13 protein-coding genes and 3 pseudogenes are annotated in these 18,681 nt (G+C 46.4%); 12 read left to right on the top strand and 4 right to left on the bottom strand.

Going from position 1 to position 18,681, the window contains the following annotated elements; genetic code table 11:
- Window positions 1-5: 5 nt before the first annotated feature.
- The 3 genes from ADH66_RS12450 to ADH66_RS12460 all read left to right on the top strand — a co-directional run bounded on the left by ADH66_RS12450 (window position 6) and on the right by ADH66_RS12460 (window position 1,082).
- Window positions 6-218, top strand: a complete 213-nt coding sequence (locus ADH66_RS12450; protein ID WP_066540174.1) for a helix-turn-helix domain-containing protein — start codon at window positions 6-8, stop codon at window positions 216-218.
- The gene (locus ADH66_RS12455; protein ID WP_066540171.1) at window positions 215-577 is read left to right on the top strand and encodes a helix-turn-helix domain-containing protein; all 363 of its coding nucleotides are present in this window, start codon (window positions 215-217) and stop codon (window positions 575-577) included. The genes ADH66_RS12450 and ADH66_RS12455 overlap by 4 nt, the downstream gene beginning before the upstream one ends.
- 322 nt (window positions 578-899) lie before the next feature.
- Window positions 900-1,082 carry a hypothetical protein gene (locus ADH66_RS12460; RefSeq protein WP_088364441.1) on the top strand — a complete coding sequence of 61 codons (183 nt, stop codon included), beginning with the start codon at window positions 900-902 and terminating at the stop codon, window positions 1,080-1,082.
- Between the two features lie 337 nt (window positions 1,083-1,419).
- On the opposite strand, the pseudogene ADH66_RS12465 reads toward ADH66_RS12460, so the two are convergent.
- Window positions 1,420-1,590 (bottom strand): annotated as a pseudogene (locus ADH66_RS12465) (tyrosine-type recombinase/integrase); the annotation flags it as partial.
- 206 nt (window positions 1,591-1,796) lie between these two features.
- Here ADH66_RS12465 and ADH66_RS12470 point away from each other — a divergent pair.
- On the top strand, window positions 1,797-2,573 hold the full coding sequence (locus ADH66_RS12470) for a ParA family protein (protein WP_066540169.1): 777 nt from the start codon (window positions 1,797-1,799) through the stop codon (window positions 2,571-2,573).
- A gap of 203 nt (window positions 2,574-2,776) precedes the next feature.
- Here ADH66_RS12470 and ADH66_RS12475 read toward each other — a convergent pair whose 3' ends face one another.
- The 3 genes from ADH66_RS12475 to ADH66_RS12485 are packed head-to-tail and all read right to left on the bottom strand — an operon-like array spanning window position 2,777 to window position 4,661.
- The gene (locus ADH66_RS12475; RefSeq protein ID WP_207652991.1) at window positions 2,777-3,625 is read right to left on the bottom strand and encodes a ParB N-terminal domain-containing protein; all 849 of its coding nucleotides are present in this window, start codon (window positions 3,623-3,625) and stop codon (window positions 2,777-2,779) included.
- A gap of 17 nt (window positions 3,626-3,642) precedes the next feature.
- Window positions 3,643-3,963 (bottom strand): DeoR family transcriptional regulator, encoded by a 321-nt coding sequence (locus ADH66_RS12480; protein ID WP_236757034.1) that lies wholly within the window; start codon window positions 3,961-3,963, stop codon window positions 3,643-3,645.
- Window positions 3,964-3,995: 32 nt separating this feature from the next.
- A complete protein-coding gene (locus ADH66_RS12485; RefSeq protein WP_066540165.1) occupies window positions 3,996-4,661 on the bottom strand; it encodes a hypothetical protein in 666 nt (221 codons plus the stop codon).
- Here ADH66_RS12485 and ADH66_RS12490 point away from each other — a divergent pair.
- The 8 genes and pseudogenes from ADH66_RS12490 to ADH66_RS12525 all read left to right on the top strand — a co-directional run bounded on the left by ADH66_RS12490 (window position 4,636) and on the right by ADH66_RS12525 (window position 18,671).
- On the top strand, window positions 4,636-4,950 hold the full coding sequence (locus ADH66_RS12490; RefSeq protein ID WP_407922897.1) for a CHAP domain-containing protein: 315 nt from the start codon (window positions 4,636-4,638) through the stop codon (window positions 4,948-4,950). The two genes, ADH66_RS12485 and ADH66_RS12490, sit on opposite strands and share 26 nt — an antisense overlap.
- Window positions 4,914-5,239, top strand: a pseudogene (locus tag ADH66_RS12495) (DNA topoisomerase); the annotation flags it as partial. The gene ADH66_RS12490 and the pseudogene ADH66_RS12495, both read left to right, overlap by 37 nt.
- An 80-nt stretch (window positions 5,240-5,319) precedes the next feature.
- Window positions 5,320-6,132: pseudogene (locus ADH66_RS12500) on the top strand (relaxase/mobilization nuclease domain-containing protein); the annotation flags it as partial.
- 135 nt (window positions 6,133-6,267) lie between these two features.
- Complete coding sequence (locus tag ADH66_RS12505; protein WP_066540158.1) at window positions 6,268-6,513, top strand: helix-turn-helix domain-containing protein; 246 nt, start codon at window positions 6,268-6,270, stop codon at window positions 6,511-6,513.
- Between the two features lie 83 nt (window positions 6,514-6,596).
- Window positions 6,597-9,872, top strand: a complete 3,276-nt coding sequence (locus ADH66_RS12510; RefSeq protein ID WP_066540155.1) for a UvrD-helicase domain-containing protein — start codon at window positions 6,597-6,599, stop codon at window positions 9,870-9,872.
- A 3-nt stretch (window positions 9,873-9,875) separates the two neighbouring features.
- A complete protein-coding gene (locus tag ADH66_RS12515; RefSeq protein WP_066540151.1) occupies window positions 9,876-12,776 on the top strand; it encodes a hypothetical protein in 2,901 nt (966 codons plus the stop codon).
- Between the two features lie 161 nt (window positions 12,777-12,937).
- Window positions 12,938-16,162 (top strand): SNF2-related protein, encoded by a 3,225-nt coding sequence (locus ADH66_RS12520; RefSeq protein WP_066540149.1) that lies wholly within the window; start codon window positions 12,938-12,940, stop codon window positions 16,160-16,162.
- Window positions 16,155-18,671: a helicase-related protein gene (locus ADH66_RS12525; protein ID WP_066540146.1), complete on the top strand. Its 2,517-nt coding sequence runs from the start codon at window positions 16,155-16,157 to the stop codon at window positions 18,669-18,671. The genes ADH66_RS12520 and ADH66_RS12525 overlap by 8 nt, the downstream gene beginning before the upstream one ends.
- Window positions 18,672-18,681: the final 10 nt, after the last annotated feature.

Genomic DNA, 18,681 nt, shown 5'->3' on the forward strand with positions numbered 1-18,681 from the left:
GCGGAGTGGTTCAATCAAAGTTCAAAAGTTATGACGAACTGCCACTGTTTCTCAATGCGAAAACAGTGGCAGAAGTCTTGGGAATTTCAGTTGCAGGGGCCTATGAGTTGCTGCATCAGGAGGACTTTCCTGTGCTGAGAATCGGTTCGCGCCTGGTGGTTCCCAAGGAGAAATTTCTCTCGTGGGTCGAGAGTCAGACAGGATGTAATGAGATATGAGTAATTTCTTGAGAGCATCATGCAGCGGAGCAAAGAATTTCTTTCCTCTGCCAAACGCAATTTTCAGTTTAGGTTTGTCGGCTGGCGAGCTGGCTGTCTACGCTTATCTCATGTATTGCGAGGACAGGAAGTCGCACCAGTGCTGGCCAAGCTACAAAACTATTGGCAAGGCGGTGGGCATGAGCGAGAACACGGTGCGGAAATATGTGCGGGAGTTGGAGTACAAAACGCTTATCCTGACGGAGCCGACAAAGTATGAATCTGAGAATGGGCAGGTTCGCAACGGCAATTTGATTTTTACGATTCTCCCCATCCAGGGAGCAGTCAAGTACCACAACGAGTGCCAGACATCAAGGTAGGCGTTTGTGATCCCTGTGAAAGCCGTGTTAAGCGAACCGAGGCCGCTCTCAAGGAACAAGACGAGAGCAGGCCCAGAACGCCGTGTGAGGGCATTTGTAGCGATTTGTGAGGGCGGTATCCGTGGGGTGGAAACCGTCCCCCAGTATGCAAAGGGTTGCAAGTTTATCCGGCAAGACAGGACGCAGAAAACGGTCAAAAAGACAAGCAGGTTAAAGCGCGGGGTCTACCGCGCAACTTACATCGTCCGGCAGAGCCGGTCGTTAGGGAAAAATCAGGGATTACCGGCCCCCGAAATCAGGGGTCGGTCAGAAAGGAGAGTTTTTGAGCGAAAAAATGCAAAAATATGCTTACTGGATGACACCATCCATGGTAGCAGAAATTACGAAAATGATGCCAGAAGCTAATGCCACATCCAAAACGGACTTTCTTTGTTTTGCGGCGCAAATTTTGAGGGCGGTTCTATGTCTTTATGCCCGTGCCTTTGCTTTGAGTTTTGGCTCTTGACCCACACCCTGACCCACACGCGGAAAAACTGTGTGGAAACAGTGGGTGGAATACCGTTATAGACCACCCATATTGGTACAAAAAACGCCCAAACAGTGCCGGATAGCACCGCTTGGACACATCTCAGTGTGTTGGTAAGGATGAGGTCTCCAGTTCGAATCTGGATAGCAGCTCCACAAAACCCCGTAAGACTGCGGTCTGCGGGGTTTTTGTTTTGTCCAATGGGCTTTCAAAATTGGGCTTGACCCACACCCTGACCCACATGCGGAAATGAGCGAAAACGGCTGGAAACTTCCGGAGAGGAAGTCCCAGCCGTTTTGCGGTTCTTGACCCACTTTTATCTGACCTGGTTCATAAAATTCCCAATCTTCTCAGCAGCCTGTTCCTGCTTTTGTCGGGTGGCGTGGGTGTAGGTTCTCAGCGTAAAGCCTGCGTCATAGTGGCCGAGCATAGAGGAGACGGTTTTTACATCTATGCCGTTTTGGAGTGCTGTCGTAGCAAATGTGTGCCCATATGTAATAATAAGGACAAACCAGAAAACCCAGTAAATTCAAGGGGAATCAGGTTTGTCCTAATTCTTTTTCCATGAAAAAAAGGGCAAAAGGAGGCAAAAAAAGACAGCCGCCAAAAGAAGCGGGTCACATAAAGGACAAAAAATGAAATAAACTAAATGGCTATACTATATACCGATTTATAGCTGAAAGGAATATGAAAATGAGTAAAGTAATCGCAATCTGCAATCAAAAAGGCGGAGTTGGTAAGACTGTCACCACTGTAAACTTAGGCGTGGGCCTAGCCCGCAAGGGTAAACGCGTCCTACTGGTGGACGTGGACGCACAGGGCTCCCTTACCGCCAGCCTGGGCTATCAGCACCCGGACCAGCTAGACGAAACCCTTGCCACCGTGCTGGGCAAAGTTATTGGGGACAAGCCACTGGCCTCCGGAGAGGGAATCCTCCACCAGAAAGAAGGGTTAGACCTGCTCCCCGCCAACATCGACCTAGCCGCTATGGAGGTCACGCTGGTAAACATCATGAGCCGGGAAACGATACTCCAAGAGTATCTAAACACCGTCCGCGACCAATACGACGTGATTCTCCTGGACTGCTGCCCCTCCTTGGGTATGCTCACCATCAATGCCTTGTCTGCGGCAGATGAAGTCCTAATACCTATGCAGGCCCACTATCTATCTCTGAAAGGCATGGAACAGCTCATGAGGGCCATCGGCAGAGTGAAGCGGCAGATCAACCCCACTCTCACAATCAGCGGCATTTTAATCACCATGGCAGACATGCGGACAACCTATTCGCAGGAAATCGTGGAACTGCTGCGGGGTACATACGGCGACCAGCTAAGAATCTTCGACACCATTATTCCCCGCTCCATCCGCGCGGCTGAAACAAGCGCCGAGGGCAAAAGCATTTTTGTGCATGACCCCTCCGGCAAGGTGTCAGCGGCATATGAGGCCCTGACCTTAGAGGTCGCGTCATGAAGGGGAGCGCGGCAAAAATCCAAATGACCAGCCTGGATGACTTGTTTGGCGGAGCTGTGACCCAAGCTGCTGGCGACCAGATTCAAGAAATACTGCTATCGTGGATTGGACAGACCGGGATATTTGATTGTTGCACACGGATTTGTCGAATTGGAGAGAAATTAGCAGTTTAGGGCGGCAGGGTGGAGCCTCTGGTGATGTAGTCAGTTTTCATGTTCCTTCTCCATTTCGTGTCGGATTTCATGCACTTTCTCGAAAAATCCTTTGATTGCGGTCGTGACCGAATATGCACTGTCTCCAAGCTCATCAAATTGGGAAATTGTCATTCCGGCGAAAATTTCCGCCCGATGGTGGAGGGATTCAATGCCGGAAACATAGCGGGCACAGAGGGTCTTAAACTCGCTCAACGCCGATTCACTGTCCATCATCCCCTGCCGCTTCGGTGTAGGCGGCGCTATGGTCAAAACGGCAGCGGCTTCCTCCTGCTGGTCAGGGGGCAGTCTGGAAATTTTCAGCGCGGCCCCCTTGGTGATCTTATCGCCAGCATCCCGGATGGTTTTCTTGGCCTCCGGGGTCAAGTCGCGGGCGGTCTGGACAAGCTGCTCAACGGTACGTTTACTGACACCCAGCTTGTCGGCGGTGTCCTGAGAAAATGACTTCGTTTCTAAAAGCGAAAAATTTTCGTTTTTAGCTGTCTGCCCGTTGCGCTGGCCCTGGCGTGTCTCCGGGTGGATGGCCTCATAGAGTTCTTTTCGGCGCAGAAGCAGATCGCCCAGCTCACGGTGGGACAGGCCAGCCCGGACAAAGTTCTCGTCAATCTCGGCCAACTCCGCTTGCAGGCCGTCCGCCTCACTGACAACGCACTCGATCTCCGTCCAGCCCAGCAGCTTCACCGCCTCCAGGCGATGCAGGCCAGCGATAAGCGTGTTGTCCTGGGTGACGGTGATCGGGTTCATCAGGCCCACGGCGGCGATGCTCCGGGCCAGTTCCTCCACATTCCTCTGCTGGGTGTCGCGCCGCCCAGGATTGATTTTGATTTCGCTGATTTTCATTCGCATGGTGGTTGCCCTCAATGTGAAAAGATAGCGATAATCCGGTTGAGCATTTCCAGGTCGGGGCCGTCCAAGGATTCCCCCAGCCTGCGGAGAAAACTGACCTCCGCAGAGTTCAGAGAACGGCGGTCAAGGTGGAGCCATTCGGCAACTCTGACGCCGCCATGGTGGCCTTTGACGGTTTCGACCGGATAGGAGCAGGTCAGTACCACAATGTCCCGGCGAATTGTCCCGGTGCTGACGTTAAACTCATGTGCCAGATTTCTGTGAGTATCATGTCGCCGGAGGCATAAGACCTCCAAAATCTTTTGGCGGCGCTCCCACGGGTTCATATCCATAACTGCAAAATCCTTTCTTCAAAATTATAGTGTTATCGTTCAGTCTCCTTCTGCTGGTGCTGTCCCTCATGGGCCAGCCGATCAGCGGCCTTGCGGAGATTTTCAACGGCTTTGATTTCATCCCGCATATCCCTCATTTTCTGATAATCGAAATCCTTCTGCGCGGTCAGCTTCGCAACCTCGGCCCGCCATGCCTTGGGCGTGATCGCCTCGCCGGATTCCTTTAGCCGTTTGAGAAAATCAGCAGCGGTGTCAAAGTCGGCTAACTCGGCCCTATGCTCCTGCTGGTACTTCTCCCGCTTACCCGGTTTCACCTTATCCAGCTTTTGGCGAATGGGCTTGTACTTCTCATACTGCGCCCACATTTCCAGCCGTTCATCCAAGACAGCAAGACGGCGCTCGGCCTTGACAATTTTGCCGCGCAAATCGTAATAGGCATCATTCATGTCGGAGACTTTTTCATAAAGCTGCTCCATGGAAGTAATGCCGTTTCCCTGCAAGAATGCCAGCAGTTTAGCGTTCTCTTGGAGAGCCTTAATCTTGCCGGAGCGGTAGCGGGCTTTGTTCCTGTTGACCTCCGCCTGGGCTTCGTATAACCGGGCTACAAGGCTGCCGCTGTCCTGGGGCTGTTCGGCCTGGGCCTGCTCCTTCGTCCAGTTGTAAATCCGGGTGATGCGAGCCTTGAGTTCCTTCAGCAATTTGTTATCTGCGGCAATTTGGCGATTGATGTTCCCTTTTGCAGGTTGTCAGTCCCAGGGCGTTCCCTGGTTCCAGTCTCACGGGCAATGGGGCGCACGGGGCTATGAAAACCTTGCACCTGGCGACGCTATTTTCTTCGATTGGGACCTGGATGGCAGCGCCGACCATGTGGACCTTGTCATTGGCACGGACGGCAGTCGGGTCTACACCGTGGAAGGCAACAGCGGCGATGCCTGCAAAATCAGAAGCTATGGCGGGCGCTGGACGCTGCCTACCGCGCCGGATTAAAAAATGCGGAGCCGGAAACCGAGGACAAGGCCCTGCCGAAGCTGTCTGAGGGTCAGACGCTGCCCCTTTCTGGTGCTGCCGTCAAGGAGGGCAAGACCACCCCGCCCAAGCACTTCACCGAAGATACGCTGCTTTCTGCGATGGAGACTGCCGGAAAGGGCGATATGCCGGAGGACGCCGAGCGCAAAGGCCTGGGGACCCCGGCCACCCGCGCCGAGATTTTGGAAAAGCTGGTATCCACCGGATTTCTGGAGCGCAAAAAGGCAAAAAGCAAGTGCAGCTCATGCCCTGATGTCTCGCTGTGGGCTGGATACGGAACAATATTTCCAGCATGAGGACTTCGTGCCGATTTTCGATTTCAATACCCCTGACCTGGATGAGCTACTGAAGCTACTCCGAGAATCCGGCTGTGAAGTATCCAAGCGCGGGAAATCTTACCGTTTGAAGCTCCCCGGCTGGAGCAAAGTATCCCGCCTTGACAGCCTGGGCAAAGGCTACACCCTGGTAGACCTGTTGGCTGTTCTCACCGGTCAAAAGGAGCATACGCCCCGTCAGAAGTCAATCAAGCAAGCAGATCCGCCAAAGGTCAATCTGCTGGTTGACATCCAAGCAAAGCTCCAAACTGGAAAAGGTGCTGGCTATGCTCGATGGGCCAAGATTTTTAATTTGAAACAGATGGCGCAGACCGTGAATTATCTCACCGAACATAACCTATTGGAGTACGCGGTGCTGGAAGAAAAAGCTGCGGCAGTTACTGCCTACCACAATGAATTATCTGCAAAAATCAAAGCAGCGGAGAAACGCATGGCGGAGATCGCCGTCTTGCGAACCCACATCATCAACTATGCCAAGACTCGTGACACCTATGTAGCCTACCGAAAAGCTGGCTATTCAAAGAAATTCCGCGAGGAACATGAGGAAGAAATTCTGCTTCATCAGGCGGCAAAAAATGCCTTTGATGATATGGGAGTCAAGAAGCTGCCCAAAGTTAAAGAACTGCAAGCTGAATATGCTCGGCTGCTGGAGGAAAAGAAAAAGACCTACGCCGAGTACCGGCACTCCCGTGAGGAAATGCGGGAGCTACTGGCGGCAAAGGCCAATGTGGACAGACTCATGAGTATGGAGATAGAGCATAGCTTTGAACAGGAATCCAATAGAACTTTCGCTAAAGAGTCAATTTGATTTAGATTCTCAACAAAAACAGCGTATTTTCATTCTTCTTATCGCGTTTTCATCAAAGTGTATTGAAAACTTAAATTCGATATGTTATAATAAAATTAACACTATTTTCCTGGAAACAAAACAAGGAGTGGCACTATGAAAGTTAGTTACAAGAAGCTTTGGGTTATGCTGTCCGAACGAGAAATTAGCAAAGCAACATTAAGAAAACAGGCTGGATTATCTTCAGCAACCTTCACCAAGCTCCGTAAAAACCAGGAAGTAACATTAGCCGTTATGCTTAAAATTGCAGATGTTTTGAACTGCAATGCTAGAGACATGATGGGCTTTATCAAGGACGAGGATATATCTCCAGATGCTTCTTCTCTTGACACAAATAATTAAGTCCTTTTTATCGGACACAAAACATTTTAATATTAGAATAGGGTGGCTTGGTGTACCCCCCGTGATCAACGAGGTGACGTTCGATGGGAAAACTGATTGGCTCGGGCAATACTGAAAACTTTGGCGAGAAAATATTTATCGACAAAGCACAGGAATATCTTGATGACACAAACATCATCTATTGGAACCGTCAAATCTTTGGACGAGAATTTGATGTTTGTATTCTTATGCCCGGAAAAGGTATCCTGGTAGTCGAACTTAAAGGATGGCGTGAGGAAAATATTCTACGCGTTGAAAACAATGAAGCTGTTATCATTCGCACCGCAGATGGAGAGGTAGCGGCTTCCCCGCAAAAGCAAGCTCGCGGATACCGTTTTTCTATTGAACGGCACCTTCGGAAAACCATCGGCAAATTTCCTCTTGTATACCAAATGGTTTGTTTACCTCAAGTCTCCAGGGCATTTTTTAGATCCCATCGTCTGGATGTAGTCATGGAAGAGAAGTTCACCATTCTCAAGGAGAACTTGGTCGACAACACAGCATTTTTCAATAAATTAGACCAGGCTCTCCGGGAAGTAAGTAACTGGAATAGAGACCCTTTTGATCGAAGAACTATGTTGGAAGTTCGTAATTTATACGAAACTGATATCAACATAGATGAAGATGGTGAATCTGAAGTAGAAAAAGAACTGTCCTCAGTCTACCATCAACACGATTATTCTCGATTCTATTATTTCGATGAATCCGATGGCTTGCATGGCGATATCATCAACGATATGACCGCTCAGTATCTGCATGGCTGCAAACTATATTGTGTTTTCTCTAAGAAATCGCAGATGATGTCCGTGCTTAATGCTCTTGATATAGCACTTACACAAAGGGGGTTAGTACGGAATCGTGAAAACATTGAAATTGCATTTGATGAGGAAAAAAGCCATACTCCCTCGGTGACTTCTGTTGATGATATGCTCATGGGCTTCCATTGCTCTATGAGCGTATTGAGCGAGCCTTTCGACAATAATACAAATTCCTTTGTGATTTCAAATGGTCAATATAGCCCTGCCCAAAAGCTTATTCTCAAGAAGCTAAGTGAGCAGAGCCAGTTTAATTTTGAGCAGTATGAAGTTGAGCACGCTTCGCCGGAAAAAAATATTGTGATTCGCGCTGGTGCTGGTACTGGCAAAACCTACACCATGATTTCCCGTATTGGTTTTATTTGCTACACGCAAAATGCCCCTCTGCAAAAAATGGCTGACCGCATTGTGATGATTACATTCACAAATGAAGCTGCGGATCAAATGGAAGAAAAGCTCAAAACATACTTTAGAAATTGTTATCTCCTGACCTCTAACCCGGACTACTTGGAGATGATCTCCAGAATCGACCACATGCAGATCAGTACCATTCATTCCTATGCAAAGAATCTAATTGCTCAAATGGGAACTTCTTTTGGCTATGGGATTGACTTAGGTACAACCTCCAGCGAATTTTACCGCCGTAAGAAGATTTCTGATTTACTTGATGCGTATATCCATCAAAAAGGAATTGAATACGGAAAGAATTATACAGACAAACTTGGCATGCCTGTTTATGCTATCCGAGAGAGTATTCTTGACTTCATTGGGAAGCTGCACAATAAGAGTGTCGATATCCAGGATATTGAACCCCAAGACTTTGGAACTCTTTTGAATGACGAATCCCACGGGGAACTGCACGAGCTGCTGGCCAGCGTAATTCCATCTGTTGAACGAGAATATTTCGAGGAACTTTTGGAAAACAACAAAATCCATCTCAGTTCCATGATGTCCATTCTTAACCGTTTCATTAGTAAGCCGGATAGTGAAAGTAGAATCAGAGAATTGAAAACGGATAAGAATGCTCAACAGTTTATGTTTGTTGATGAGTTTCAGGATACCGATGACTCTCAAATTGAATCCCTGTTACGAATAGCTCAGCTGCTTGACTATAATCTGTTTCTTGTGGGTGATATTAAGCAGTGCATTTACCGTTTCCGTGGCGCAAAAGAAAAAGCCTTTGACCAGTTGGTCATTGACAATGCCCCCGAGAAGTGGTTGGAGTTTTCTTTGCAGCGGAACTACCGCACCGACAAGCACTTGCTGGATATCTTTGACCGTTCCTTCACTGCTTGGGGAGAAATGGACGAAGAGCTGCTTACCTACGATGCAGCCAAAGATAAGCTCATCGGCACAAGGGACTACAACGGAGATTACTTGTCCTCCAAAAATCGTTTTTATCGGCGGCTTCCGGCTGCAAATGAGGAAATGCGTATCCCTGTTCTCGTTGAGGAAATTAAAAGAATCCAGCGACGTATCCAGTATGAAGAGAGTCACGGTATAAAACTCTCTGCAAAGGAAAAAAGCATTGCCATTTTGGTGCGAGAAAACTGGCAGGCTGATATGATTCGTACTGATTGTGCCCGCTTGGGAATCAGCGTACATACCAACACAGGTGGTGACTTGTATATGTCCCAGCCTGCCATGGATATGCTCACTTTGGTTAACGCCTTGGTTCACTTTGATGAAGCTGATTATCTGTATAATCTTGTGACCTCCAATTTTTTCAATTTGGATATTCCTAAATCCAATCTCTATGAACTTCGGATGAAGATCCGAACTGGAAAGTGGAGAGCTAAGGTGGATGAAAAGGAACAGGTCAATTATCTGATTAGATATATGAACCTATTGCTTGCCAACACCGTTGATAAGAAATTCAACACTTGGGAAACTATTGTAGCGAGTTTAAGGACACAACCTATTCTGCAAGCCGTTCGCAAAATATACAGCACTTTGGAACCTTGGAAACACTTTAGTGATGATCCTTGGAAACAGCACTACTATCAGCTGAATGTGGACTTGCTGTTTGAGCAGCTTATCAATGCTTACAATGTGGATAGGCTTACAATTAACACGCTACAGGAACATCTTTACAATAGTATTATCTCCCAAGTCTCTGTTGACAGCCGGACACCGACAAGCAATGAGGACGATACTGCCATTCAGTGTATCACGGTACATAAATCAAAGGGCCTTGAGTATGGTCATGTAATCATGCCTTTCTGCTCTGCGTCGATTAACTTTATTAAGAGGACGCAGCTCCACATTAGTACCGCCAAGTCCGAAGGCCGTTATCGGATAGGATATAGTATGAGTGTAGGCAATTCAGGCGAGACCATTCAAAACGATTTCTACGACGAAATTATAGAAAAGTCTGAAAAAGCCCGTGAGGAAACTCGAATTCTCTATGTTGCTATGACAAGAGCAATCCGCTCGTTTTCATGGATTGAAATCCAAGGCAAACAGAATCTGTCCTTGCAGAATCTCATAGAAACGGAGGTATAAGAAATGCCGTTTAAGATCTACACATATGAAGATCCTTATAAGTTAGATAAAGCGGATTTCTGGAATGAGATTTCTGCCTTGCCTCACTTCTGCAGTGCAAGGACTCTGGTAAACGGTTTTAAGGATGTTTTAGGCGATAAAATTGAGGGCTTGATTTGTCCGTTGGATGATCTGGTCGAGCATGAAGATGTCTATATGCAATGGACAGATAATATCAGCCTGCGGATTCAGCAGTACAGTGTTTTTTCTGCAAAGTTCAAGCAGCTGTTAGAAAAGGAAAAAATCAGCAAACCTTTTTACATGGCATTGGATAAAAATCAAAACCATTTCCTGGAAGCTGTCCGCTTATTCATAGAATTGGATATCAATGCCTCTGCGATTGATGGAAGCAAAGGCAACAAAGAGCAGCAGCTGTTTGTCTATATGCTGAAACAAGCGCAGAAAAGTTCGCTTTTCCAGTTCCCCAAGACCCCTTCTCGTGAAAAGCTCAAAGAAATTGTTGTCGCTCTTGCGAAGAAGGAAGTTGAAGAATGTACTGGTACCCCGCAGGAGGTAAAGCGTTGCGAAAGGGCTGTGGGAGTCACCAAAGAGCAGCCTTTTAATAGCATTGTGATTCATGGCGTGCATCAGTTCACACCGGTGCAGCTCCGCCTTTTGCTTGCAATGGAAAAGATGGGAATGACCATCATCTTCCTGTTCAACTATCACAAAAAATACTCTAAGATTTATTCCTCTTGGAATGAAATCTACGGGTGCTTTGAAGTTCCAATTCACCATGACACCGTTGTTCGTGAATATGAGTCGCCCACAATGCAAAATCCAAGCAACGCTCTGGCCTGCGCCTTAGGTGAAATTTGCGAAGATAGAAATGCAGTAGGCAGCCCGTTGCTTAGAAAATGGTATAAGCTGTACGAGAGTATTCAGCTTATGGAGTTTGCAAACATTACCGAATATGCACATTTTGTCTCCAACCACTTTGATGCCGCTATCCAGAGCTATTCTGACTCTCGTAGCGTCATGGAGAGAGGCAATAATGTATGGAGTAATGCTGCTGTTCTCAGGCATTTAGACGAGCAAGTATACACGGCCAATAGGGATGTACATACCTTGCTCAAAATTTACTATCCCGAATATGCCAAAGATCGGCACTTTCTTTCTTATCCCATCGGACAGTTTTTTTCTGCAATCTACCGTCTATGGGATTATGAGAGCCGACATATCATCTTCGATGTTAATGCCATCAAAGAGTGCTTGTCTTCCAATATCCTAAGTGTAGCTCCCGGTGAAGTGCTGCTTCGGACTTTCTATAACGTCGCAATTCTCTTCGAGAATGTGACAACATATGAGGAATTCCAAAGCGAAATCGTTGAGGGCTATGCCAAAAACTATGATAAGCTGGCTGCAACACCAGGTACGGATGCGCTCTCCGAACTTAAAAATCTGTCTGTTTATAGCAAGTATAAAGTCACCAAGAAAGACATACTTGCGCTCATCCGGGCGATTGAGGAGATTAACGAGATTGCAACCTATCTGTTTGCCCTGGACAATTCTCGTGAGGACCTCATCAATTTCGGTAAGCATTTCCACAACCTTGAAGAGTTCCTTAAGCAACGTGAATTGGCTCTGGCTAATGAGCAGGAACGAGCTTTGATTACGGCTTTACAGCTGCGGTTGGATAAAATCAAGCCGGAAAACTCCACTTTCTCTGGTACATTCAAAGACTTGCAACAGGGTCTATATTACTATCTGAAGCAGAAAAATGACGAAGACCAGGACGTAGACTGGATTGTAAAAAATTTCGAGCAGATTGATGGCGATATCCTGCAAAGTAAACGGCAATTTGAGAAGGAACAGCGCAAGGTCTATCATTTTGCTTGCGTATCAGATCGTGACATGAATATGACCGTCAACGATCAGCTCCCGTGGCCCCTTACGGATGAATTTATTCATGCGGCTTATTCACCCATTGACCTACAGTTCCAAGTGTACTACACCTCCTTGGGTGAACGCAGCAATTTTCTGAGGTATGCTCTATTCTACGGGCTGTGCTACAACCGGTGTGATGTTCGCCTCAGCTATGTTAAGCAATACGGTGACGAAACAACCGAGCCTTATACTCTGTTGGCTATTCTGGGATTGGCTCCCAAGGCCAAGTTAGTAGAGAGTGTTCATAAATCTATACCATTTTCTATATCTGTTGGAAAAGAAATTACCAAGGGTGTTAAATATGACCGTTACCAGATGATGGACATGTTTTTGTGTCCTTATCGTTTTTTCCTGGATTATGTAATGGAAGATGGTCCTGTGGTACAAGGAAACTTCCTGTATCAAAAGTATTTCGAGAATTTGCTGATTGAAGCGGTATGGAAGAGAATTGGAAAGCGAAGTCGCGCTGACGCAATGAAATATTTGTCCCAAATTATGGATCAGGAAACGCAAAAGCTGGAACCGTACTTTAAGTTTTGGAAACGAACAGAGATTATTGACCTTAAACTAAGAGCCAAAAACTATCTTGTCCATGAAGTTATCACAAATGGTTATGGGACAACTGTGAGGTTCTATGCGCCTTCACATATGCAGATGCGAAAGCTATTTGGAGCCGCTTTGTTTTCTATTGATATTTCCGAGGTGGAAAAGAAAAATCCTTACGGCCAGTTTGAAGCACTCACTAAGCGAGAAGGATGGAAAAAAATCTATTCTCTCCCTAAGCTACCCAAGCCAGACAACCAGGCGTTGGCTGATTCCCTCTGTGATGAAGCCAAAGAGTATCTCAACCAAACTTGTGGAAAAGACAAAGCTGCCATTTCTTCTGACTGGTGTACCTATTGTGTTCACAGAGGAAACTGCATGGAATCTTTCCTGCGTAGCGAAATTAGCATGTCCAGTTCCAGAGATGAACCTTGAAGAAACAGCATCAAAACTCTCGCTGATTTTAAGTTTCAGACTAAGCTTAGTTTTTGAAAGAACAAAGGCACATCAAACACACATTTGAAAGTCCTATAATACCGCAAGAAGCTACAATGCAGCATTAGTTTCTTGCTTAAGCTGGGAAAGGAGAGCTGCGTATGTTGGTAGGATGTTACTATCGCTGTCCTATCGTTGTTGAAGAAGGTGACAGAGATCATCCCAGGTTTTATGTCCTTGCTCAGCTTGTCGAGTATAACGAGATTGCCGATGCAGTCAAGGTCGAAATGCACGATCTGTTGGGAAGCAGGCAATACTATGGGGATTTATTTCAGTACAATGTGTTTTTTGCTCAAGCGGTGACACGCTGCGAAGCCTGTCCAGGTGGTGTTGTTGAAGGACGTTGGGGGCGAGGCACAATCGTGTCTCGTGTCTCTGAACCCAATTCCGAGGACGAACCCTTTTGGTATTGGATTAAACTTCCAAACGGAAAGCATATCAAAGAGTGCGAAACAGAACTTAAGTTTGATTACTCGCAGATGAACTTTGCCCCTGACAAGCAACTCCGGGACTATGAGTTCCAGCACCCTACATGGTTCATCAATCATCTCAAGGTAAGCAAGAATCTTCGCCTTGTGAATAACGCTACCTATGGTTTCCGTGTGCTTGCCGGTTGCCGTGCTTTTCTGCTCCCACACCAGATAAGCACTGTGGCTCGCTGCTTTGAAACCACGCCTGTCCGCTATATGCTGGCTGATGAAGTTGGCTTGGGTAAGACCGTCGAAGCGTGTTCTATTCTCAGTATATTAGCCAGCGAAAAGAAAGATCTCCGGGTACTCATTATTGTGCCTGGTGCATTGGCCAGCCAGTGGAAAAATGAGCTACACTACAAATATGGTTTTGATGCTGTTATTGCCTCTCCTCGTGCCCCAATTTGTCTACTCCCTATGGAGGATATCGGTAAATCTTTGCTGACTCTTTCTATGCCCTGGGATCTTGCTATTGTAGACGAAACACATAGACTTCTTGCCAACGATACTTGGTACAGCCAAGTGCAGAATCTCAGCAGGAAAGTAACACATATTCTGCTTTTGTCTGCAACCCCTATACAGGACAGAAATGAAGAGTATCGCCGTCTGCTTGCGCTACTCAATCCAGAGCAATATGAGACCATGTCTGCTGAACGCTTTTCCTGGATGGTAAAGCGCCAAAAACGTATCCAAAAGTCTGCTAATCTTCTTTTGGGATATCTGGAACGCTATGACGAGTATACAGAAATTGTCTTAGATGATTTGAATAGCATTGTGGAAACACTTGAAGATGCAGCTTTGGAGAAGATGGTTAAGGATATTGACATCAGTACAGAAGATCAGGGACTTTCCAATGTCAAGCAAGCTTTAGCGTATATTTGTGAGAATTACAGAATTGAGCGAAGAGTAATCCGTAATCGTCGGCAGTTAATTTCTGAAAAAATGGCTCGACGGACCTTGTGTGCTATCCCGTACTCACCGCTGTCTCTTAACGAAAACTATAATGAGATAGGGGCAATTCAGAACACTCTCACCTATCTTGCTGATAACGGCGAAGATGATGAAGAATATGTGACCCAAACTGCAATTCCTCTTCTTTCTGCGTTGTTCAGCAGCCCGTGGGCCTTTGAAGATGCCCTCCATAAGCTCCAAATTGATGATGGAATATTGTTGGACAGCGCAGCTGCGTGGAGGCGCCAAGCGGAGAATGAGCATAGTTTAGTGAATATCGCTCTTGATGAAGATCCTGATCTCATCAAAGGCCGCTTAATGACTGCCATGAACTACATTGACCAGGAGACAGATATCTTGGACGATGAAACCTGCAAACTGGTCGTATTTACAGCGCATAACGCTACACTTGTTCAATTTCTGAAATTGTTCAACACGCGATATGCCGATATGGGGATTCATGCGGTAGCGTTTGGCAAACACATGGATCGGGATGAACTTGAAGACAGTGTATATGCCTTTCAAAATAATCCTGCGTGTCGGGTAATCATCTGTGACGAAACCGGTGGTGAAGGCCGAAACCTCCAGAACGCCTCCCAGATTATTCATCTTGATTTGCCGTGGAATGCCAATGCACTTGAACAGCGTATTGGCCGCTTAGACCGGTTGGGGCGTGCCCCCAACATGGATGTTTTGTCTGTTGTACTTTATGCAGATACTTCTGTTGAGGAGCAGCTCTTCCACATTTGGAAAGACGGCATGAAGCTGTTTGAGCAGTCTCTGAGTGGTCTTGAAATCATCACCGGGGAACTAAATGAATTGATTGTTGATGCTCTGCTGGATGATTACTATACCGGCCTTACCAATGCGTTTGATGATATTCTGGATCAAGCAGAAGAAATGCGGGAAAGCGTTGAGGACGAGCAGGATTTTGACCTTGGAGCCACTTTGTATCGTCCCTTGTCCCAGGGAATTGATAATGTTCTCGGTATCTACGCATCGGAAGATGACAATCTGTTTGCCACAGCCATGATGGGCTGGGGCAAACAGGCTGGTCTTTCCCCGGAAAAGCCTACCAGTTCTGGCTTGATTGAGTTCAGAGAAAGCACTTTCAGCGTAAATGCGGCAAGGCAGTCTCTTTTCATTCCTCCCGAGTGGGATAAATATACCAATTCCTCCATTATGAGAAGAGAAGGCAGGCTCCTAGGTTCCTTTGACCGCCGGACTGCTGCAACCCGAGAGGATATTCTTTTCTTTGCACCGGGAGACCCTGTTTACGATTCTATCATCTCAAATGCAGTGGGCTGTAACAGAGGCAGATGCACTGGTATCGAAACGGTTGCAGCATACAACTATGATGGCCTTGTATTCATCTACAATATCGCACCAAAACTTGATGAGTTGCTTGAAAATGGGATGACCCTACAAACATTGGCGCAATATAGAATGTACCTCCCACTCAAACAGATTATTGTTACTGTTCCCTTAACAGCCCGAAGCAAAGAAGTTCCCGAAAAGGAGATAATCAATACTCTGCTTGCTCTGCGCCCCAATAGCGTCAACCACCTTGGGCGGCGTGGCGGCAGCAAAATGTCAATTTCGCCTTTGGAGCACTTTATCAGTCGAACCCCTCCCAGCACATGGGAACCTCTGATTGATAAAGCTTCTGCAACAGCCTACAAACGGGCCTGTGCCAGACTTGAAAAGCGCTCTGATTTTGAAGCTGCTGAGAAAGAAATGCAGCGCGTTTTGAATGGTTATAGAGCAGAATGTATCTACTTTGAACGAGATATGTCCGGCGTTGATGAAAGAGCACATCTGTTTGATGTGACACTTCGGGCGCTCAAAAATGCAAAACCGGAGTTAGATGCAGTCTGTTTCTTGAGGGTGAGAAGTAATGGATAGTAAAGAAGTATTACAGCAATACATAGTGGGAGCCATGAAGTCCCAAAGTGCCATTGCGGAATTAGAGAAAAATCTTGTCGATACATCTGATTTTTTGAAAATACAGGAGGCAGCAAGATCACGCTATGTAATTGGATTTATCCGACGCGTCGTTCAGTTCAAACGAGAAGAAGCATCAGCAAAGGATATATGCCTAAATATTCGTGACCTTATCTTAGTTCTTGGTCGTGTGAAGCTTACTGAAAAACTTTACACGGTTGTAAAAGAGTACGGTACAGAGTTCGATCTCGTGTGTGAAAATGACCTGCAAGTGTCTTGTTTACACCATATTCCAGAATGGCTTGAACCTCATCAATACATCAAGGATGTGTACGCCCTTCGCCATGACGATGGTATTGAGCTTGAAACTGAATCTTCCGGTGATGCGATACTGGCAACACATACTGGCTTTAACGCCTATAAAAGCTTTGAACAAAAGGTAGCCGTTCATACCGCTTTGAATTTACCCAATGGCCATACACTTCTTATTTCGCTACCTACTGGCGGTGGCAAGAGCTTGGTTACGCAGCTGTTGGCAAGTTCTTCTGACGGGTTAACTGTTGTAATTGTACCCACTGTGGCCTTGGCTTTAGATCAGTATTATGCAGCCCAGCAAAACTTGACAAACGCAACCGAGATTTATTGTTATCGAGGCGAACAATCTGAAATTGAAAGAGTTGAAATCATCAAAGCTCTGAAAGATAAAAAGGCACGTATGCTGTTTACTTCTCCAGAGGCAATTTTGAAGAACTCAGAGCTTCACCGCATATTGGACAATGCAGCAAAAAGTCACTATTTGACCAATGTTGTGGTTGATGAAGCCCATGTTGTTCCAGATTGGGGCGTGTTTTTTAGACCCGACTTTCAGATTTTCTCTATCCTTCTGAAGAAGTGGAAATATGAATCGGAAGGGTTCATCCGTACATTTCTGCTTTCGGCCACGCTGTCTGATGATGTAGTTGACACCTTGTTTGCACTGTTTGGTTCAGACGGTAAAAATGCTCAGGTTCGTTGTGATGCACTTCGGCAAGAGCCACGATTCTATTTCCACTCTGCAAAGTCTCGAAAAGAACAAGTTGATAAGACTATCGAGGCCATCAAATTGCTTCCAAAGCCGATGGTTGTCTATGTGCTTGAACCAAGAGAAGCTAAGGAACTGCAAAAAAAGCTTCGTGAATTTGGATACAAAAATATCCCCGTTTTTACCGGAGAAACCACGGAAACAGACCGAAACACTATATTAACCGGCTGGAAAAATCACGACTTTGATGTTGTGATTGCTACCTCTGCCTTTGGTATTGGTGTTGACAAACCCGATGTCAGAACGATCGTCCATGCTTGTTGTCCTGAAAATCTGAGCAGATTTTACCAGGAGGTAGGTCGTGGTGGTCGTGATAGGCTTCCATCGCTTAGCCTGTTTATTCCTTATCAGAGCAGATACGATAGCGACGGTGATGTGCGTCGGGCGCTGGGCCTTGTCAGCAAAAGAGTTCTCACCGTTGACCGCGCGGTTATTCGCTGGAAGGGGATGCTTTCTAACCCTGCAGCAATGATTGATTCTGATGAATGTGTTTTGAACACTTCTGCCACACCTTCCACGATGACAGTCGAGGAGGCCGAGTATGCAGGAAACAGAAATGTTGCATGGAATGTAAACTTACTGCTGTTCCTGCATCGCACCGGATTTATTGACCTTCTTGATGCAAACTATGTATTCGACAAAAAATCGAATCCACCAAAAAAATACTATACGGTCACGATTAAGCTACTACAACCGGATATCCTCAGCGATGATGACAGCCTCACAGCTGCACTGACAGAACCCCGCGCCAGAGAATATGAAGCACAAATGGTTGGATATAGAATCATGAGTGAGCTTGTATCCTCTCCTAAAGCATTGTGTTGGGGACGTGTTTTCAGACACCTTTTCCCGCTTTCACGGGAAGTATGCAATGGCTGTCCAGCAGATCCTGAAGGCCGCATCACAAGTGATGATACTTACAAGTTGCGAACCGATCCTGAGATTAAGCTTCCAACTGCACCTCCGGCTCCACGCTTGGGGCGAAATATGGGGTCCTTTAATGAAATGATTATCAGCAGGCCATCAACCGGACCTTGCAGCACTGAAGAAGTTGCTGTGATTGCAGAAAAGGCTTACCAAAACAATATCGGTGCATTTGTTGTTCCAAGCCGTCTGGCCGATGAGATTGTTTACAATGGCATTCTCTTAAATTACGAAGAGTTCTATTATGCGGTTGTCCATTGCCCCTATCTCTTCGCTAAAGGTGTTGTCTGTATTTTTGACGGCGACACCGCCACAAACTTTACTCTGTACAAGAACCTTGGAAAACTGGATGCCTTTGGCTATCGTAAGATACTCTACTGCAACGAGAACACCATCGTTGCCAATGGTGGTAAAACGATAAGAGAGTATAGCGACGGTTATCCTATTCCGATTCAAAAATTCTAAAGGAGGTATT

It is taken from the genome of Acutalibacter muris (genome assembly GCF_002201475.1).
Lineage (GTDB): Bacteria > Bacillota > Clostridia > Oscillospirales > Acutalibacteraceae > Acutalibacter > Acutalibacter muris.